This is a genomic window from Paenibacillus tengchongensis, from assembly GCF_008973665.1.
GTDB classification, from domain to species: Bacteria; Bacillota; Bacilli; order Paenibacillales; family Paenibacillaceae; genus Paenibacillus_AQ; species Paenibacillus_AQ tengchongensis.
In genome coordinates this window covers 604,104-621,841 of sequence record NZ_WACP01000002.1, presented here as the reverse complement: position 1 = coordinate 621,841, position 17,738 = coordinate 604,104, and the positions used below count along the sequence as shown (strand labels likewise).

Genomic DNA, 17,738 nt, shown 5'->3' with positions numbered 1-17,738 from the left:
CGAATCAACCAATGTAAAATGGCATAATTGTTTTAATTATAGCAGTTATCATCGGTAATTGGCAGATCATTTGTATAAATTAGTAAACGACTGATATGTACTGCCGGATATTTAAAAGCCGTGTGATTCAGGGAGTTCATCCCCCTTATCACACGGCTAATATCAACCCAAGTTATTTCGCATTCACCAGCTGCCCGCGCGTAACCCCGAGCTGATTGGTCGCCTTCAGCGTCTTCCAGACCTGTGTTCCCGAAATCTCCCCACGGAGCGCCCGTCTGTACAGGCTGATCACCTCAGCAACCTGTTCCGGAGTCTCTTCCAGGAATTCAACCCGGTAGGAGGATACGCCAAGCTCTTTGAAATTGTTCAAGTATTCCGCACCTGACTGCTCGACGGCGTTGTAGACGGTGTTGCGGCAACCTTCGTCCACACGTACCGGATGGGACATGCCGATGCGGTCCTGCAGGGAAGCGCGATGGTCTTCGCATGGACGGCCGCAGTTCGTGTAATCTGTACCTTCACTGAGGAAGGTGCAGTAGACACAGTGTTCGGTGTGGAACATCGGCAGATGCTGATGGATGACAACCTCCATCCGCGAGGTGTCACTATGTCCCAGCAGATCGACCATCTGTTGAATGTTCAGATCGTAGGACGGCGTAACCATATCGCAGCCGGCCTCCAGGAACAGATCGACCGCCTTATGGTTGGCGATATTCAGCGAGAAGTCGCCGATCAGGCGCGGATGTACGGCATCCGGCTGCTCCTGGCGGCGGCGCAGGTAATAATACAGCGCGCCGGTATTGCGTACCAGCACGGCATCCGGCTGCAAACGCAGGATGTTCGCGTGGTAGCCATTCTCGCCGGGCATATGAATCCGTGGCGTCGCCAGCGCGATTGAAGCGCCGGCCGCCCGTACGGCGTCCACCGCCGCCGGGAACTGCTTGATGAACTCGAAGTCGGCGTAGATGCTCTTCACGCCGGCCTCGAGCGCAGCCTGCACCTGCGGCAGGCTGCGGCACAGCGCGGTGAGCTCTGCTTCACCGCGCACGGCGGCGGCGCCCCGGTGGGCAGCGTCGCCGTACACCTCAGCCGCCCGTTTCACGTAGACGGGCGGCTTCGGGCGCTCGCCCGCAAGCAGCTCCACCGCGCGGCGGCGGATGCTGTTCAGCTCGCGCATCGGCACGATCACGTCACCTTCCAGCTCCGACGTAAGTCCCTCGAGCTGGAATATCGTGCCGCCGAGGCGGCCGAACTGCTCTTCCAGCAGAACGGCATCCATCGGACGCTTCTGCGCAGTATCCAACGGCAGCTCCGAGTCGACCTGGACCGTAATGCCCTTCTGCACATCGGTCCACCACGTGGACAGCGGCTCGCCGGCCCGGCCGGAGACCTGGACATGCACCGGGAAGACGCGGTACGGCTTCTCGGTCTCAAAGGTCTGGCGCAGCGCCTTATCCAGCGCCGGGTCATTCGTCTTCCAGATGCGGTCCCCGACATGCAAGCGGCGCAGGTCAACGTCATTGCGGCCAGGCACAATGTCAATGATCCAGCCTTCTCCGGCTTCGCCTTCCAGCTTCACGCCTTTGCGGCGCAGATCGTACACGCGGCCGCCTTCTTCCTTCTTGGTCGGATCGCCGGCGTCAAACACAATACCGTCGCCCCGCTTCAGCGGCGCATTGATTTTGCAGACAACACCGTCGCGGAGAATCTGCTCAACTGTGCCCAGATAGACGCCCCGGCTTTTCGGGAAGCTCCCGTCCACCAGCTTCTTGTTATTCGTGCCTTCCAGGAAACCGTGGGTAAAACCGCGGGAGAAGCTTTGCTGCAGCTCACGCATTTCCTCTTTGGTCGGCTTGGACCATTCCCCGTCAAAATAACGGTCGATCGCTTTGCGGTATTTGCCTACTACGTTGGCTACATATTCAGGACTCTTGAGTCTGCCTTCAATTTTGAAGGAAGTGACGCCCGCTTCAATTAATTCTGGCATCAGATCAATGGCTGCCAAGTCTTTAGGCGAAAGCAGATAAGCGATGTCACCCATCGGCTTCACTTCACCGTCCACCATCAAGTCGTATGGAAGGCGGCACGCCTGGGCGCATTCCCCGCGGTTCGCCGAGCGGCCACCCCACATTTCCGAGGTCAGACACTGACCCGAGTAAGAGACACACAGTGCCCCGTGTACAAATACTTCCATCGGCAGGCGGGCTTGCTCGCCGATCGTCCGGATTTGCTTCAGGTTGTTCTCGCGGCCAAGCACAACGCGCTCAATTTCAAAAGGCTTAGTAAACTCGACCGCCTCCGGAGAGGTAATGGTCATCTGCGTAGAACCGTGAATCGGAAAATCGGGCGAAATCTCGCGGATCATTTTTACCAGACCCAGATCCTGTACGATAACTGCATCTACACCGGCATCCACACAAGCATCGATCAATTCCTTGGCATCCTGCAGTTCATTTTCAAAGACTAATATATTGAAGGTCAGAAACCCTTTTACACCATAGCTGTGCAGAAAAGCCATAATCTCCGGCAGCTCGTCCATCCGGAAATTATTCGCTCTCGCCCGGGCATTAAACTTCTCTACGCCAAAAAAGACGGCATCCGCCCCGTTGGCCACCGCCGCACGCATGCAGTCCCAGTCCCCGGCCGGAGCCAGCAGCTCCACGTCTTCCCTGCGTATGTCTTGCTTGTTCATTTATATCCTCCTAAACCGCCGCAGTGGCGGGTCATTTCCATACCTGTAACTTATTAATTGTATCAAATATCACAGTGGTCTACCAGTAATTTAGCAAGCTTTGGTTATCTATTTCTAACCTTCCATCTGGAAAGTCCTTTCTTCAATGGACAGATCAAGAATCCGCAGCGTAAAATATCAAGTGTAATCAGGATATACCCATACCGGAATTCATATCATGCAAGGAGAGATCGTTCTGTATGAAAGGCATAATTCTTGCGGGAGGAAGCGGTTCCCGTCTTTATCCTCTTACGATGGTAACGAGCAAACAATTGCTGCCGGTTTACGATAAGCCGATGATTTACTACCCGTTGTCTACCCTGATGCTGGCAGGCATTAGAGACATTCTCATAATCTCTACTGAAGAAGATACACCGCGTTTTGAAAACCTGTTCGGCGACGGTTCACACTTTGGGATTTCGCTGCAGTACACTGTTCAGCCCAGTCCGGACGGGTTGGCGCAGGCGTTTCTTTTGGGGGAGTCCTTTATTGGCGATGACTCTGTCGCCATGATCCTTGGAGATAACATTTATTATGGGAACGGCATGACCAAACTTCTCAAAAAAGCAGCCGCGAAAAAACACGGTGCCACTGTATTCGGCTATCACGTAACGGACCCCGAACGCTTCGGCGTAGTCGAATTCGATGCCGACGGCAAGGTGCTTAGCGTAGAGGAGAAACCTGAGCATCCAAAATCCAATTACGCCATTACCGGGCTCTATTTCTATGATAACCGCGTAGTGTCTCTGGCTAAAGAAGTTAAGCCATCACCTCGGGGCGAGCTTGAGATCACTTCGATCAACGAAGCTTATCTGAAAATGGGCGAGCTGGACGTGGCCCTGCTGGGCCGCGGCTTTACCTGGCTGGATACCGGAACGCATCAAAGTCTGGTTGACGCGACCAATTTTGTGCGGACTATTGAAGATCATCAGGGCATCAAGATCTCCGCGCCGGAAGAAATTGCATATATTAACGGATGGATTACGAAAGAGCATCTGCTGGAATGCGGGCAGAAGCTGAGCAAGACCGGGTATGGACAATATCTGATCAAGGTAGCCACCGGGAAAATCCAATATTAAAAGCGAAGCGAGTGACTGCGATGAAATTCACCCAAACGAATCTGGAAGGCGTTCTGGTTGTTGAACCGGCCGTTTTCGGCGATCACCGGGGCTGGTTCATGGAGACTTACAGCGAAGCGAAGTTCCAGCAGCAGGGGCTGAAGCTACAATTTGTACAGGATAATCAGTCCTTCTCGGCTGCCAAAGGGACACTGCGCGGGCTGCATTTTCAGACTGATCCCAAAGCCCAAACGAAGCTTGTCCGCTGCACACAAGGAGCAATCTTTGATGTAGCCGTCGACATCCGCCGGGGCAGTCCTACTTACGGCCAGTGGTTCGGGATTGAACTGACTGCAGAGAATAAGAAACAGCTGCTGATTCCCAAAGGCTTTGCCCATGGGTTCATGACACTGACGGAGGATGTAGAGGTCCAGTACAAATGCGATGAGCTGTACGCACCGGAATGCGACGGCGGCATTCTGTGGAATGATCCGGAGATCGGCGTAGAATGGCCTATGGACATTCAGCCGGTATTGTCGGCCAAGGATGAACAGGCACCTTTGCTCAAGGATTCCAAGCATAATTTTGTGTATTAGCAAAAATAATCCCCCGCTCAGCCCCCTTGATCTGAGCGGGGGATTATTGTGTTTACGTATGGGCAGACCCCCTACGCGGCAAAAAGGCCACGGCATTGTGCCGCGGCCTTTCTTATTTTTCGTTACACTGATTTCGTCGGCTCCAGCTCCAGCGCCTTCGTCCGCTCCGTATCACGGAGCAGGATAGGCTTCAGGTAGCGGCCGGTGTAGGATTCCTCCACCGTAATCAGCTTCTCCGGTGTGCCGGTCGCCAGCACCGTGCCGCCGCCGCTGCCGCCTTCCGGTCCCATATCAATGATATGGTCGGCAGTCTTAATAACATCCAGGTTATGCTCGATCACCAACACAGACTCGCCGGAGTCTACCAGCCGGTGCAGCACTTCAAGCAGACGGCCGATATCATCCACATGCAGACCTGTAGTCGGCTCGTCGAGGATATACAGCGTCTTGCCGGTGCTGCGGCGGTACAGCTCGGAAGCCAGCTTCACGCGCTGCGCTTCGCCGCCGGACAATGTCGTTCCCGGCTGGCCAATCTTAATGTAGCCCAGACCGACGTCAAGCAGCGTCTGCAGCTTGCGGTGAATTTTTGGGATGTTTTGGAAGAATTCCGTAGCATCCTCCACCGTCATTTCCAGCACATCGGCAATGCTCTTGCCCTTGTATTTCACTTCCAGCGTCTCCCGGTTGTACCGCTTGCCCTTGCAGACTTCGCAAGGAACGTATACATCGGGCAGGAAGTGCATCTCGATCTTGATGATGCCGTCGCCCTTGCAGGCTTCGCACCGGCCGCCCTTGATATTGAAGCTGAAGCGGCCCTTCTGGTAGCCGCGGATCTTGGCTTCATTGGTCTTGGCATAAAGATCGCGGATATCGTCAAATACGCCGGTGTATGTGGCCGGATTGGAGCGTGGTGTGCGGCCGATCGGCGACTGGTCGATATCGATGACCTTGTCCAGATGCTCCAGGCCGCGGATTTCCTTGTGCGCACCCGGACGGACCTTAACCGCACGGTTCAGCTGGCGGGCCAGACTCTTGTACAGAATCTCGTTGACCAGCGACGATTTGCCCGAGCCGGAGACCCCGGTCACCGCAGTGAATACACCGAGCGGAATCTTCACATTGACGTTCTTCAGGTTGTTCTCCTTGGCGCCGCGGATTTCAATCCAGCGGTCATCCGTGGCCCGGCGCTTGAGATTGACCGGGATGAATCTGCGTCCGCTCAAATACTGTCCGGTCAGCGATTTCGGATCGTCCATTATCTCCTGCGGCGTACCCTGGGAGATGACCTGTCCGCCATGTATCCCCGCACCCGGTCCAATGTCGATAATATAGTCCGAGGCCAGCATCGTATCCTCGTCATGCTCGACCACGATCAGCGTATTGCCGAGATCGCGCATATGGCCGAGGGTGGCAATCAGGCGGTCGTTGTCCCGCTGGTGCAGCCCGATGCTCGGCTCGTCGAGAATGTATAACACGCCCATCAGGCTGGAGCCGATTTGCGTGGCCAGCCGGATACGCTGCGCTTCTCCGCCGGAGAGCGAGCCCGCCGAGCGGCTGAGCGTCAAATAATTGAGCCCTACGTTGACGAGGAAGCCCAGACGGCTGCTGATTTCTTTGAGGATCAGATGCGCAATGGACTGTTCCTTCTCGGTCAAGCTGATATTCTTGAAGAATTCCTGGGCATCTCCGATCGACAAATCGGTTACGTCAGCCACATTGCGGTCGTTGATCGTCACCGCGAGAATTTCCTTCTTCAGACGTTTGCCTTTGCAGGTATTGCAAGGCTTGGCACTCATAAATCCTTCAATAAATTCACGGATGCCTTCTGAAGCTGTCTCGCGGTATCTCCGCTCCAGATTCGGCACGATTCCTTCAAAGGCCACAAGCGCATCCTTGCGCTGGCCAAAATCGTTCTCATACCGGAAGCGGATCTTCTCACTGCCGGTTCCGTACATCAGCTTGTTCATCTGCTCCGGAGTCAGTGTACTGACCGGAACATTCTGCGGAATCTTGAAATGCTCGCAGACCGATTTCAGAAACTGCGGATAATAGTTCGACGTGCTGCCTGTCCAGGCCAGAAACGCCCCTTCTTCCACCGATTTCTCCGGATCGGGGATAAGCAGTTCAGGATCGACCACCATATTCATGCCTAGGCCGTCGCATTCCGGGCAAGCGCCAAACGGGCTGTTGAACGAGAACATCCGCGGCGCCAGCTCCTCGATACTGAATCCGCACACCGGGCAGGCGAAGTTGGAGCTGAACAACAGCTCCTCCTGGCCGATAATATCAACCAGAATCTGGCCGCCCGACATCTTGAGCGCCATTTCCAGGGAATCCGTCAAGCGGGTCTGGACATCTTCTTTAATCACAATACGGTCGACTACCACTTCTATGGTATGCTTCTTATTTTTCTCGAGTTCGATTTCCTCGGTAACTTCCCGCAGCTCACCGTCCACCCGTACCCGGACAAAGCCCTGCTTGGCGATGTCGCTGAAGACACCCTTGTGCTCACCCTTGCGGCCGGAAATCACCGGCGCCAGAATCTGCAGTCTCGTCTTCTCGGGATACTGCATAATCCGGTCCACCATCTGCTCGACGGTCTGCGAGGTAATCTCAATCCCGTGATCCGGGCAATGCGGATGGCCGATCCGCGCGAACAGCAGCCGCAGATAATCGTAAATCTCGGTGACGGTACCTACCGTAGACCGCGGATTGCGGCTGGTGGTCTTCTGGTCGATGGAAATCGCCGGCGACAAGCCGTCAATCGAATCGACATCCGGCTTCTCCATCTGACCCAGGAACTGGCGGGCGTAGGCAGAGAGGGATTCGACATAACGGCGCTGGCCTTCGGCATAGATCGTGTCGAAAGCCAGCGAGGATTTGCCCGAGCCGCTAAGTCCCGTCAGCACGACGAAGCGGTCACGCGGAATCGTCACGTCGATGTTCTTGAGATTATGCGCTCGCGCGCCTTTGATTACTATGTTTTCATTCGCCAACGGATACAACCTCCCAATGTGAAATACCAAAATCTTTTGAATTATTTTCGATCCCTCCCAAACCCTCCCTTCCAAGGGAGGGCCCCAAGGGCTGCGCCCTCTGGACACCCGCAAGGTTGGCGAAGAAGTTACGGCGGGACGGATTTAGCTACTGTGTGCAATGGAGCGCTTATCCCTGACGGGACCGCTGATCTTTCGGCGTCCTGGGTGGGTGTTGCACACTTCGTGTGTGCAACGGAGTGCTGTCCCTCCGGGATGCGCACAATGTTACTTGTAAACCAAGTGCTGTAGTTGCACATTTCGCGTGTGCAACGGTATGCTGTCCCTTCGGGATGCGCAACAAAAGGTATCGGCTCTCCCTCCGGCATTAGCCGGAAAGCTGGCGGCCGCTGTCCCTGCGGGATGCGCTGGGTGAATCAAGATGCCGACCATCTATTTTTATAAGCATAAAGCCAAAAGAGGTAAAGGGAACGGCCTCTTCTAGCACCGTTCCGTTGCTTAAACACTCATATGCCCTCTTACTCAGCCTGCAGCTCCAGCAGGGCGTCGCGCAGCTCGGCGGCGCGCTCGAACTGCAGGTTCTTGGCGGCCTCCTTCATCTCGGCCTCCAGTCGCTGCATCAGGCTGCGGCGGTCCTTCTTGCTCAGCTTGCCCTCCACGCCGGTAAGATAATCGGCCTTGGATTCAGCCACCTTGGTCGCCTCGATAATATCGCGGATCTTCTTGTTGATCGTCGTCGGCGTAATACCGTGCTTCTCGTTGTAAGCCTCCTGAATGGCGCGGCGGCGCTTGGTCTCCCCGATCGCCATCTCCATCGACTCGGTAATCCGGTCGCCGTACATGATGACCTTGCCGTCGGCGTTGCGCGCCGCACGGCCGATCGTCTGGATCAGCGAACGCTCGGAGCGCAGGAAGCCTTCCTTGTCGGCATCGAGAATCGCCACCAGTGAGACTTCCGGCAAATCCAGGCCCTCTCTCAGTAAGTTTATACCCACGAGGACATGGAACGTACCGAGACGGAGGTCGCGGAGAATCGCCATCCGCTCCAGCGTCTTGATATCGGAGTGCATATAGCGCACCTTGATGCCGATCTCCTTGAAGTAGTCTGTCAGGTCTTCAGACATCTTCTTGGTCAGCGTAGTGACCAGTACCCGTTCATCGCGGGCAACGCGCTCACGAATTTCGTTGATCAGATCATCGATCTGGCCTTCGGTCGGGCGAACGTCAATGATCGGGTCCAATAGACCCGTCGGACGGATAATTTGCTCTACCATGGTATCGCAATGTTCCATTTCATAAGGTCCCGGTGTAGCGGAGACGTAGACGATCTGATCGACCTTCTCTTCAAACTCCTCAAACTTCAGCGGACGGTTATCCAGCGCCGAAGGCAGGCGGAAGCCGTGCTCTACCAGCACGGTCTTGCGCGCCCGGTCACCGTTGTACATGGCCCGGATCTGCGGCAGGGTCACATGTGATTCGTCAATGACGATCAGCAGGTCCTCGGGGAAGTAGTCCATTAAGGTATACGGTGTTGCCCCCGGTTCACGGAAGGTCAGCGGTCCGGAATAGTTCTCGATCCCGGAGCAGAAGCCGACCTCCTTCATCATCTCGATATCATACCGTGTCCGCTGTTCCAGCCGCTGGGCTTCCAGCAGCTTGCCGGCGTCGCGCAGCTCCTTCAGGCGGTCCTCCAGCTCACGTTCAATATTGACCAGAGCGACCCGCATCGTCTCCTCCTGGGTAACGAAGTGGGACGCCGGGAAAATAGCGACATGATCGCGTTCCCCGATCAGTTCACCGGTCAGCACATCGATTTCCGTAATCCGCTCGATCTCATCCCCGAACAGTTCCACGCGGATGGCATGCTCGCCCTGGGAGGCCGGAAAAATCTCCACCACGTCGCCTCTTACCCGGAAAGTCCCGCGTACGAAGTTGATGTCGTTGCGCTCGTATTGAATGTCTACAAGCCGGCTCAGCAGCTGGTTGCGCGGCTTCTCCATTCCTACGCGCAGCGACAGCAGCAGGCTGCCGTACTCCTTCGGCGAACCGAGGCCGTAGATACAGGATACGCTGGCTACGATAATGACATCGCGCCGCTCGAACAAGGAACTGGTCGCGGAGTGGCGCAGCTTGTCGATCTCTTCGTTGATGCTGGAATCTTTCTCGATGTAGGTGTCAGAGGAGGGAATGTAAGCTTCTGGCTGGTAATAATCGTAGTAACTGACGAAGTAATCGACCGAGTTGCTGGGAAAAAACTCCTTGAATTCGCTCGCCAGCTGCGCCGCAAGCGTCTTGTTATGCGCAATAACCAGCGTAGGGCGGTTAAGCTTGGCGATGGTATGTGCGATGGTAAACGTCTTGCCCGTACCGGTTGCGCCCAGCAGCGTCTGATGCTTCTTGCCTGCCCGTATGCCTTCCACTAGCTCGTTTATGGCATTGGGTTGGTCGCCCTGGGGTGTATACTCCGACTCCAGTTTAAAAGTCTTCGTACTGACGACAAGATCACTCATTTGCCCGTCTCCCCTCTATCGTCTAAAATATACAAATATATTATAATTGTTCTCTGATTGGTTCCTGTCCATACGAAACCCGGAAAACAAAAGGATAGGAATATTTGTTCCCGTTTATTATACAGTGTAGACTACAGTGTTGCAAACTCTATCTTAGAGAAACGTTAGGAGTCTGAACTCATGGATATCATCACCCTTATCGGCCTGCTCGCCGGGCTGGCGGCCCTGGTCGGCGGCTTCCTCCAGGAGGGCGGAAGCCTCTCCGGGCTGCTGCAGCCGAACGCCGCCCTGATCGTGTTCGGCGGCACGCTGGCCGCGGTGCTGGTCAGCTTTCCGGCTTCGCGGCTGCGCACGGTTCCCGCGGCGCTGCGCATGGCTTTTGGCCGGCGGCAAGACGACGATGAAGCGAAGGCCGAAGAGCTGATCGCCATGTCTGCAGTTACCCGCCGTACCGGCGTGCTGGCGCTGGAGAAACGGGCCGAGGAGCATCCCGATCCGTTCACCCGCGAAGGGCTGCTTCTTATTGTCGACGGCAACGATCCAGGCCAGGTCCGGCAAATTCTGGAGCTGGAGATGGATGCGGTAGAAGCCAAGCATGAAGGCTATGCCAAAATTTTTGAAGCGGCCGGCGGCTACGCCCCGACCATGGGCATCATCGGCACCGTGATGGGGCTGATCCATGTGCTCGGCAGCCTGAGCGACCCTTCCACGCTGGGGTCCTCGATTGCCGTTGCCTTTACGGCGACGCTATACGGGGTAGCCAGCGCTAATTTAATTTTTTTACCCATTGCTTCCAAGATCAAATCCCGCAGCCAAAGCGAACTGAGCAGTATGGAGATGCTGATGGTCGGCATTCTCGCTCTGCAGAACGGCGATCACCCGCAGCTGGTGCGCAAAAAACTGAATTCCTTCCTGGGCGCGGCTGCTTCGGCTGAGCCGGATTCAGAAAGACGGGACCGGCGATGAGGCAGCGGGGCCGCAGACAGCGGCGACGCGCGGACGGGCGGGACAACCAGGAACGCTGGATGATTACCTACGCGGATTTGATTACGCTGCTGCTCATTTTCTTTGTGGTCATGTATGCGATGAGCAGCCTGGATACGGAGAAGTACAAAATTGTCACGGGCTCGCTATCGGAGACCTTCAGAACCGGAAATCCGGTGCTCGAAGGCGGCAGCGGCATATTGGACGGTGAACAAGGACTCGAAGGCAGCGATCCGGGGAATGCGGACCATGCCGGCAGCGCCGGGGAGGATCAGGGAAATGACAACGAAGGCGGAGAAGCCGGCGGCGGCAATGCAGCCAGTCCAGGTGAAGCCTCCGATGACCAGGATCAGCCTTCGGCGCGCGAGCTCGCCTTCCGTGAGCAGGAAGCGAAGCTGGCCGCACTGATGGATGTGATCACCCGGTATGTGCAGGACAATGAGTTGGGCGATCAGATCTTTGTCGCCGACAAGCCGCAGGGTATTGCCATTACGCTCAGCGACCGGTTTCTGTTTGACCTCGGGAAGGCGGATTTGAAGGCGCCGGCCTTGCCGGCGCTGCGGCAGCTGTCCGGCCTGTTCAGCGATATCGGAGCCATCGTCAGTATCGAGGGCCATACCGACAATACGCCGGTATCCGCAGGCTCGCAGTACAATGATAACTGGGAGCTGTCGGGAGCGCGCGCGCTGTCCGTATTGCGATTTTTTCTGGAGAGTGAAGGGTTAAATCCGGAGGAATTCCAGTATGCCGGTTATGCGGACACCCGGCCCGCCTATGATAACGGAACGGCAGAAGGCCGGCAGAAGAACCGCCGCGTAGAGATTATTGTGCTGCGGCAGCTGCAGGAAGAGGAATAGAAGCATCGTCATTCAGCTCAGAAATCGGCAGAAGCGGTAGACTTATTATGCTGGATAAGGAGCTTGAACGGACTATGCATATCAAGGATGAAACTCCCCGCAGTCCTGCCCGGTTATTCGGTGCGCTGCGGCTGCTGGCCGCACTGGTTATCGTTATGTTCGCGCAAGGATTCATTTCGTTTCTGCTTGGCGCTTTTTCGGCCATATTCCTGTTCTTCGGCGAAGGCCTGGCTGCCCGCGGCTGGGATTCTTCGCCTCTTTTTCCCTGGCGGGATCTGGCTCCCCTTGCCGCGTCCTGTCTCATCCCCGCTGCATTATATGCGCTGTGCTGGTTCGGTGTATGGTGGATGCAGTTTGAAGCGGCGGAGGATCGCCGGATCTCCTGGTTTCCGCTGAGACTGGCGTTTGCGTGCATCCCTCTGGTATTGCTTATCCTGCAGATCAGCCCGGAGTATAATCCGGATGCCATGATTGCCTATGGAGTCGGACATGCCACACTTATCGTCTGCATGGGCTGGTCCGCGGTCATCCTTTACCCTTTTTATTCGGCGGGAGTCTATTACTTTGTGCTTAAGCCGGATATGCGCCTGCGCAGAAGGTACCGCTTACTGATCCTGCTAGTCTTATTCGCGCTACTGGCGCTGCCGCTGCTCCGTGTACTCTGGGAAATCGCCCCGACCCTGTACCCTTCGCTACTGGAGTATCCGGACCGCTAAGCCCTTTTGAAAACATACAAGTAAACAAAACAAGACAGACCCCGCCCTTCCCGCGAAATCTGCCTTGTTTTTCTTGTGGGCCCATCCCAAATTAAGGGGAAAAACTGCCTCTAATTTTGCTGAAATGTCCGATTTGGATAAACTTCACTGAATTAGAGGCAGAATATGCCACTAATCTGCTGAAAGTAGACCCTAGGCTGAAATTAGAGGTACAAAAATCCTCTATTCCTGCATCGGCCGATTTCGGCGCTCTTTAGCATAGCCCGGGTCCGTGCCCAAGCTCTAAACGCCCATGCTTAATAAAGCTAGCGCTGATTCAGGTGTTGGGCCTGAGAAGTATTTTGACCGCTGTAAAACTATTCCGTCACCAGCTTGCGGTAAGCCGCCGCATCCAGCAGACCGCTGGCCGCAGCCGCAAATTCCCCGTCGATCTCCAGCTCGAAAATCCATCCGCCGCCGTACGGCTCATCGTTGATCAGCTCGGGGCTGGCTTCCAGCGCCTCGTTGATTCTGGTCACTTTTCCCGAGACCGGTGAATATAATTCGGAAACCGTCTTGACGGACTCAATGCTTCCTACGCTGTCGCCTGCAGCAATCGCTGCGCCGATTTCCGGGAATTCCACGAACACAATATCACCCAGCAAGTGCTGGGCATGATCCGTAATCCCAACACGTACTACGCGTCCTTCACCCTGCTGAGCCCATTCATGCTCTTCGCTGTACAGCAGGTTATCCAGCACTTCACTCATTCTCTCGCGCCTCTTTTCCGGAATGGATATGTAAATTCAGTTATAGACTAAGTGATCGCTTGGTCCAATGTCAATATAACTGACAGGAAAATAAATTTTGTCAGCTTTTCGACTTTTTTTATGTTGACAGTAGGAGCCGTTACCCGGTTTAATGGAGTCAGCAGAAATGAACCCCGCAAAGTTAAGCACATGCTGACGGGTCTAATCCCGAGTGTGTTAAGGGGACATAATAACATACGGTTTGCGAATGAGGGTACAGGGAGAGACTGTCTCACATGAAGACAGCGCCGAAGGAGTAAGCCCGGTGAAGGGTGAATCTCTCAGGCAAAAGGACCTGTGCCGGACGCATCTCTGGAGAGCATCAGACTGCAGGAGCAGGATACTGGTCACCAACGGGGAAACCTGCCTATTGCTTATGCAGGGTAACTCTCAGGTACAAAGGACAGAGCGGAAAGCTGATTATGCGCGTGAGCGTGCATCTTTGGCATCCGCCTGTCCTTTTTATTTTGTTCCGGCCGGCAAGCACCCGGCCCAGATTCCCCAAACCGATTAAGGGAGTGACCCCATGGACGTCTTGAAAAAAACGCCTTTTTATGACTATTATTCCGCCTTTGCCGAAGCGCGCTGCATCGATTTCGGCGGCTGGGAGCTACCGGTGCAGTTTACCGGCATTGTGAAGGAGCATGAAGCGGTCCGCAGCCGGGCCGGCCTGTTCGATGTCTCGCATATGGGCGAGTTCATGGTCCAGGGCAGCGGCGCGGAAGCGTTCCTGCAGAAGCTGACCACCAACGACGTATCCAAGCTGGCGGACGGCGCGGCGCAGTATACGCTGATGTGCTACCCCAACGGCGGCGTAGTCGACGACCTCCTGGTGTACCGGCTCGGCGAAGAGCGGTATATGCTTGTCGTGAACGCCTCCAATATCGACAAGGATCTCCTGTGGCTGCAGGAGCATCTTGCCACCGAGTTCAGCGGCGTCAGCCTGACCAATGTCTCGGACGAGACGATTTTGCTCGCTTTGCAAGGCCCCCTGGCCGAAACGGTTCTGCAGACCGTTACCCCTTCCCCGCTGAGCGAGCTGAAGCCCTTTCACTTTATCGAGAACGCCGAAGTCTGCGGCGTGCCTGTATTGCTCTCCCGTACCGGTTACACCGGCGAGGACGGCTTTGAACTGTATGCTTCCTCCGGCACAGCGGAAGCGCTCTGGAACGGACTGCTCGCTGCAGGCGCTCCGCACGGCCTGACTCCGGCCGGCCTCGGCGCCCGCGACACGCTTCGCTTCGAAGCGAAGCTGCCGCTCTACGGCCAGGAGCTGTCGGCGGACATTACGCCGCTCGAGGCAGGCGTCCAGTTCTTCGTGAAGCTGGACAAAGGCGACTTCATCGGCCGCGATGCCCTGCTTGCGCAGAAGGAAGCGGGACTCCCCCGCCGCCTGGTCGGCCTGGAGATGATCGACCGCGGCATCCCGCGCTCCCATTATCCGGTCTATGCGGAAGGCGTGAAGATCGGCGAGATCACCACCGGGACTCAGTCGCCAACGCTGAAGCGCAATCTCGGACTGGCGCTGCTGGATACGGCCTATACCGCCATCGGCACCGAGGTTTACGTGGAGATCCGCGGCAAGCAGCTCAAGGCGGCCGTAGTCAAAGCACCCTTTTACAAAAAGAGCCAAGGAGTGAACCCGCAATGAAGCACCGCTATCTGCCCATGACCGAGCAGGACCGCCAGGAGATGATGGAGACGGTCGGCATCCGGTCCATCGAGGAGCTGTTCGCCGATATCCCACAATCGGTCCGTTATCAGGGAACCCTGCCGATGTCGGAAGCGCTCGATGAATATGCCCTCCTGCGCCACATGAAGGAGCTGGCGGACAAGAACGCCAACTTCGACACCCATGCCAGCTTCCTGGGCGCCGGCCTTTATGACCACCACATCCCGGTCGTCATTAACCATGTCATTTCCCGTTCGGAATTCTATACCGCCTATACCCCTTATCAGCCGGAGATCAGCCAGGGCGAGCTGCAGGCCATCTTCGAATTCCAGTCCTATATCTGCGAGCTGACCGGCATGAAGGTCGCCAACGCGAGCATGTACGACGGGGCCACCGCTTTTGCGGAGGCGGCTGTGTTGGCTGCGGGAGCGACCAAGCGCAAGAAGCTGGTCGTCTCCCGCACCGTGCACCCGGAGGCGCGCCAGGTGCTGGCCACCTCAGCCCGTGCGCTGGGGCTGAGCATTGTCGAGGTCGGTTACCGGAACGGCGTAACCGACCAGGCAGAGCTCGCCGCCGCCATCGACGGCGAGACGGCCGCTGTGCTGCTCCAATCGCCGAATTTCTTCGGGGCGATTGAGGACCTTGCGGCCATAGAGCCGCTGATTCACGCGGCCAAGGGCCTGCTCGTCGTCAGCGCGAATCCGCTGGCGCTCGGGGTGCTGGAGGCGCCGGGCAGGCTCGGCGCCGACATCGTGGTCGGCGATGCGCAGCCGCTCGGCATCCCGGCCTCGCTCGGCGGGCCGACCTGCGGCTTCTTCGCCGTCGCCGAGCATCTGATGCGCCGCATGCCGGGCCGCATCGTCGGCCAGACGGTCGACAGGAACGGCAAACGCGGCTTCGTGCTGACGCTGCAGGCGCGCGAGCAGCATATCCGCCGCGAGAAGGCGACGTCGAATATCTGCTCCAACCAGGCGCTGCTGGCGCTGTGCGCATCGGTCTACCTGTCCGTCATGGGCAAGGAGGGCATGCGCGAGGTCGGCGGATTGAACATCCGCAAGAGCCGTTATGCCGCAGATAAGCTCGCCGGAATCAGCGGCGCCGAAGCCGCCTTTACCGCACCATACTTTAACGAATTCGTCCTGAAGCTGCCGGAGGGCACAAATATTGCAGACATTAACGCCAGGCTGCTGAAAGCCGGCATTCTCGGCGGCTACGACCTCGGCCGCGATTATCCCGAGCTGGCCGGACATATGCTGATTGCCGTCACCGAGAAGAGAAGCAAAGCCGAAATCGATCAATTCGTAAGCGTACTGGAGGGCTGTCTATGAAACCGGAACAAAGTCTGATCTTCGAGCTGAGCCGTCCCGGACGCTCGGCCTACTCCCTGCCGGCCTGCGATGTTCCGCAGGAAGAAGCCATTGAGAGCCTGATTCCCGCCGGACTGCTGCGCAGTGAACCGGCCGTACTGCCGGAGGTGTCGGAGGTAGATGTCATCCGTCACTACACCGCCCTCTCCCGCCGCAACTTCGGCGTCGACAACGGCTTCTATCCGCTCGGCTCCTGCACGATGAAATATAACCCGAAGATCAATGAAGATGTCGCCCGCTTCCCCGGACTGGCCAAGATCCATCCGTACCAGCCGGAAGAGAGTCTTCAGGGCGCGCTGGAGCTGATGTATACTCTGCAGAAGGACATCGCCGCCCTGACCGGCATGGATGCGGTCTCCCTGCAGCCGGCCGCCGGCGCCCACGGCGAATGGACCGGGCTGATGATGATCCGCGCCTACCATGAGAGCCGCGGCGAGGCCCGCACCAAGGTCATCGTGCCCGATTCCTCGCATGGCACGAACCCGGCCAGTGCTGCGGCAGCGGGTCTTGATACCATCACCATCCCGTCCAATGACAAGGGCATGGTCGATCTGGAAGCGCTGAAAGCGGCTGTCGGCAGCGACACCGCCGCCCTGATGCTGACCAACCCGAGCACGCTCGGACTGTTCGAGACGCAGATCGTGGAGATCGCGTCCATCGTGCACGAAGCAGGCGGCCTGCTCTATTACGACGGCGCCAACTCCAATGCGATTATGGGCATTACCCGCCCCGGTGATATGGGCTTTGACGTCGTGCACCTGAACCTGCACAAGACGATGAGCACTCCGCACGGCGGCGGCGGTCCTGGCGCCGGACCGGTCGGCGTAAAGGCGAAGCTGATCCCGTTCCTGCCGCAGCCGACGGTTGCCCGGAATGAAGACGGCAGCTTCTCACTGCATACAGGCGGGCCGGAATCGATCGGCCGCGTGAAGGCTTATTACGGTAACTTCGGTATCCTGGTGCGGGCCTATGCCTACATCCGTACCTACGGTCCGGAGGGGCTGCGCGAGGTGTCCGAGAATGCGGTGCTGAACGCCAATTATATGATGCACCGGCTCGCGCCTTATTTTGAAATCCCGTATCCGGGTGTCTGCAAGCATGAGTTCGTCATGTCCGGCCGTAACCTGAAGCAGTACGGCGTGCGCACGCTGGACGTGGCCAAGCGGCTGCTCGACTTCGGCTACCACCCGCCTACTGTGTACTTCCCGCTGACCGTTGAGGAATGCATGATGATTGAACCGACCGAAACCGAAAGCAAAGAGACACTGGACGGCTTCATTGATACGATGATCCAGATCGTCAAGGAGGCACAAGAGACGCCGGAGATCGTCATCAACGCTCCGCATACGACCGAGATCAGCCGGCTCGACGAGACGCAGGCGGCCCGCAAGCCGGTGCTGAACTGCGCCTGCGGTTAAAATAACCCGACAGCAACGGGTGTGCTCTCCTTAATAAGGAAAGCA

General features: G+C 56.9%; 12 protein-coding genes and 1 riboswitch. Of the genes, 8 read left to right on the top strand and 4 right to left on the bottom strand.

Features of this window, described 5'->3' with window-relative positions; genetic code table 11:
• Nucleotides 1-172: 172 nt before the first annotated feature.
• A complete protein-coding gene (locus tag F1381_RS05550) occupies nucleotides 173-2,692 on the bottom strand; it encodes a U32 family peptidase (RefSeq protein WP_151733820.1) in 2,520 nt (839 codons plus the stop codon).
• 239 nt (nucleotides 2,693-2,931) lie between these two features.
• Between F1381_RS05550 and rfbA the strand changes: the two genes are divergently transcribed.
• Together rfbA and rfbC are read left to right on the top strand one after the other, a co-directional pair.
• Complete coding sequence (gene rfbA / locus F1381_RS05545; protein WP_151733819.1) at nucleotides 2,932-3,810, top strand: glucose-1-phosphate thymidylyltransferase RfbA; 879 nt, start codon at nucleotides 2,932-2,934, stop codon at nucleotides 3,808-3,810.
• Between the two features lie 20 nt (nucleotides 3,811-3,830).
• Nucleotides 3,831-4,385 carry a dTDP-4-dehydrorhamnose 3,5-epimerase gene (gene rfbC, locus F1381_RS05540; RefSeq protein ID WP_151733818.1) on the top strand — a complete coding sequence of 185 codons (555 nt, stop codon included), beginning with the start codon at nucleotides 3,831-3,833 and terminating at the stop codon, nucleotides 4,383-4,385.
• 122 nt (nucleotides 4,386-4,507) lie between these two features.
• Here rfbC and uvrA read toward each other — a convergent pair whose 3' ends face one another.
• Nucleotides 4,508-7,381: an excinuclease ABC subunit UvrA gene (gene uvrA, locus F1381_RS05535; protein ID WP_151733817.1), complete on the bottom strand. Its 2,874-nt coding sequence runs from the start codon at nucleotides 7,379-7,381 to the stop codon at nucleotides 4,508-4,510.
• Between the two features lie 518 nt (nucleotides 7,382-7,899).
• Nucleotides 7,900-9,891, bottom strand: coding sequence for an excinuclease ABC subunit UvrB (uvrB, locus tag F1381_RS05530; RefSeq protein WP_151733816.1), 1,992 nt, complete (start codon nucleotides 9,889-9,891; stop codon nucleotides 7,900-7,902).
• Nucleotides 9,892-10,071: 180 nt separating this feature from the next.
• Between uvrB and F1381_RS05525 the strand changes: the two genes are divergently transcribed.
• From F1381_RS05525 to F1381_RS05515, 3 genes are all read left to right on the top strand, one after another.
• Nucleotides 10,072-10,857, top strand: a complete 786-nt coding sequence (locus F1381_RS05525; protein ID WP_151733815.1) for a flagellar motor protein — start codon at nucleotides 10,072-10,074, stop codon at nucleotides 10,855-10,857.
• Nucleotides 10,854-11,732 carry an OmpA/MotB family protein gene (locus tag F1381_RS05520; RefSeq protein ID WP_151733814.1) on the top strand — a complete coding sequence of 293 codons (879 nt, stop codon included), beginning with the start codon at nucleotides 10,854-10,856 and terminating at the stop codon, nucleotides 11,730-11,732. Before F1381_RS05525 ends, F1381_RS05520 begins: the two co-directional genes overlap by 4 nt.
• Nucleotides 11,733-11,806: 74 nt before the next feature.
• Entirely contained in the window at nucleotides 11,807-12,448 is a 642-nt protein-coding gene (locus tag F1381_RS05515; RefSeq protein ID WP_151733813.1) for a hypothetical protein, read from the top strand.
• Nucleotides 12,449-12,804: 356 nt separating this feature from the next.
• On the opposite strand, the gene gcvH is transcribed toward F1381_RS05515, so the two are convergent.
• Nucleotides 12,805-13,197 (bottom strand): glycine cleavage system protein GcvH, encoded by a 393-nt coding sequence (gcvH, locus tag F1381_RS05510; RefSeq protein ID WP_151733812.1) that lies wholly within the window; start codon nucleotides 13,195-13,197, stop codon nucleotides 12,805-12,807.
• Nucleotides 13,198-13,444: 247 nt separating this feature from the next.
• Nucleotides 13,445-13,543, top strand: a riboswitch (glycine riboswitch).
• Nucleotides 13,544-13,762: 219 nt separating this feature from the next.
• Here gcvH and gcvT point away from each other — a divergent pair.
• Genes gcvT through gcvPB form a run of 3 tightly spaced genes read left to right on the top strand, consistent with a single transcriptional unit; the run spans nucleotide 13,763 to nucleotide 17,693 of the window.
• Nucleotides 13,763-14,887 (top strand): glycine cleavage system aminomethyltransferase GcvT, encoded by a 1,125-nt coding sequence (gene gcvT, locus F1381_RS05505; RefSeq protein ID WP_151733811.1) that lies wholly within the window; start codon nucleotides 13,763-13,765, stop codon nucleotides 14,885-14,887.
• On the top strand, nucleotides 14,884-16,236 hold the full coding sequence (gene gcvPA, locus F1381_RS05500; protein ID WP_151733810.1) for an aminomethyl-transferring glycine dehydrogenase subunit GcvPA: 1,353 nt from the start codon (nucleotides 14,884-14,886) through the stop codon (nucleotides 16,234-16,236). The genes gcvT and gcvPA overlap by 4 nt, the downstream gene beginning before the upstream one ends.
• Complete coding sequence (gene gcvPB, locus F1381_RS05495; protein WP_151733809.1) at nucleotides 16,233-17,693, top strand: aminomethyl-transferring glycine dehydrogenase subunit GcvPB; 1,461 nt, start codon at nucleotides 16,233-16,235, stop codon at nucleotides 17,691-17,693. The genes gcvPA and gcvPB overlap by 4 nt, the downstream gene beginning before the upstream one ends.
• Nucleotides 17,694-17,738 lie beyond the last annotated feature (45 nt).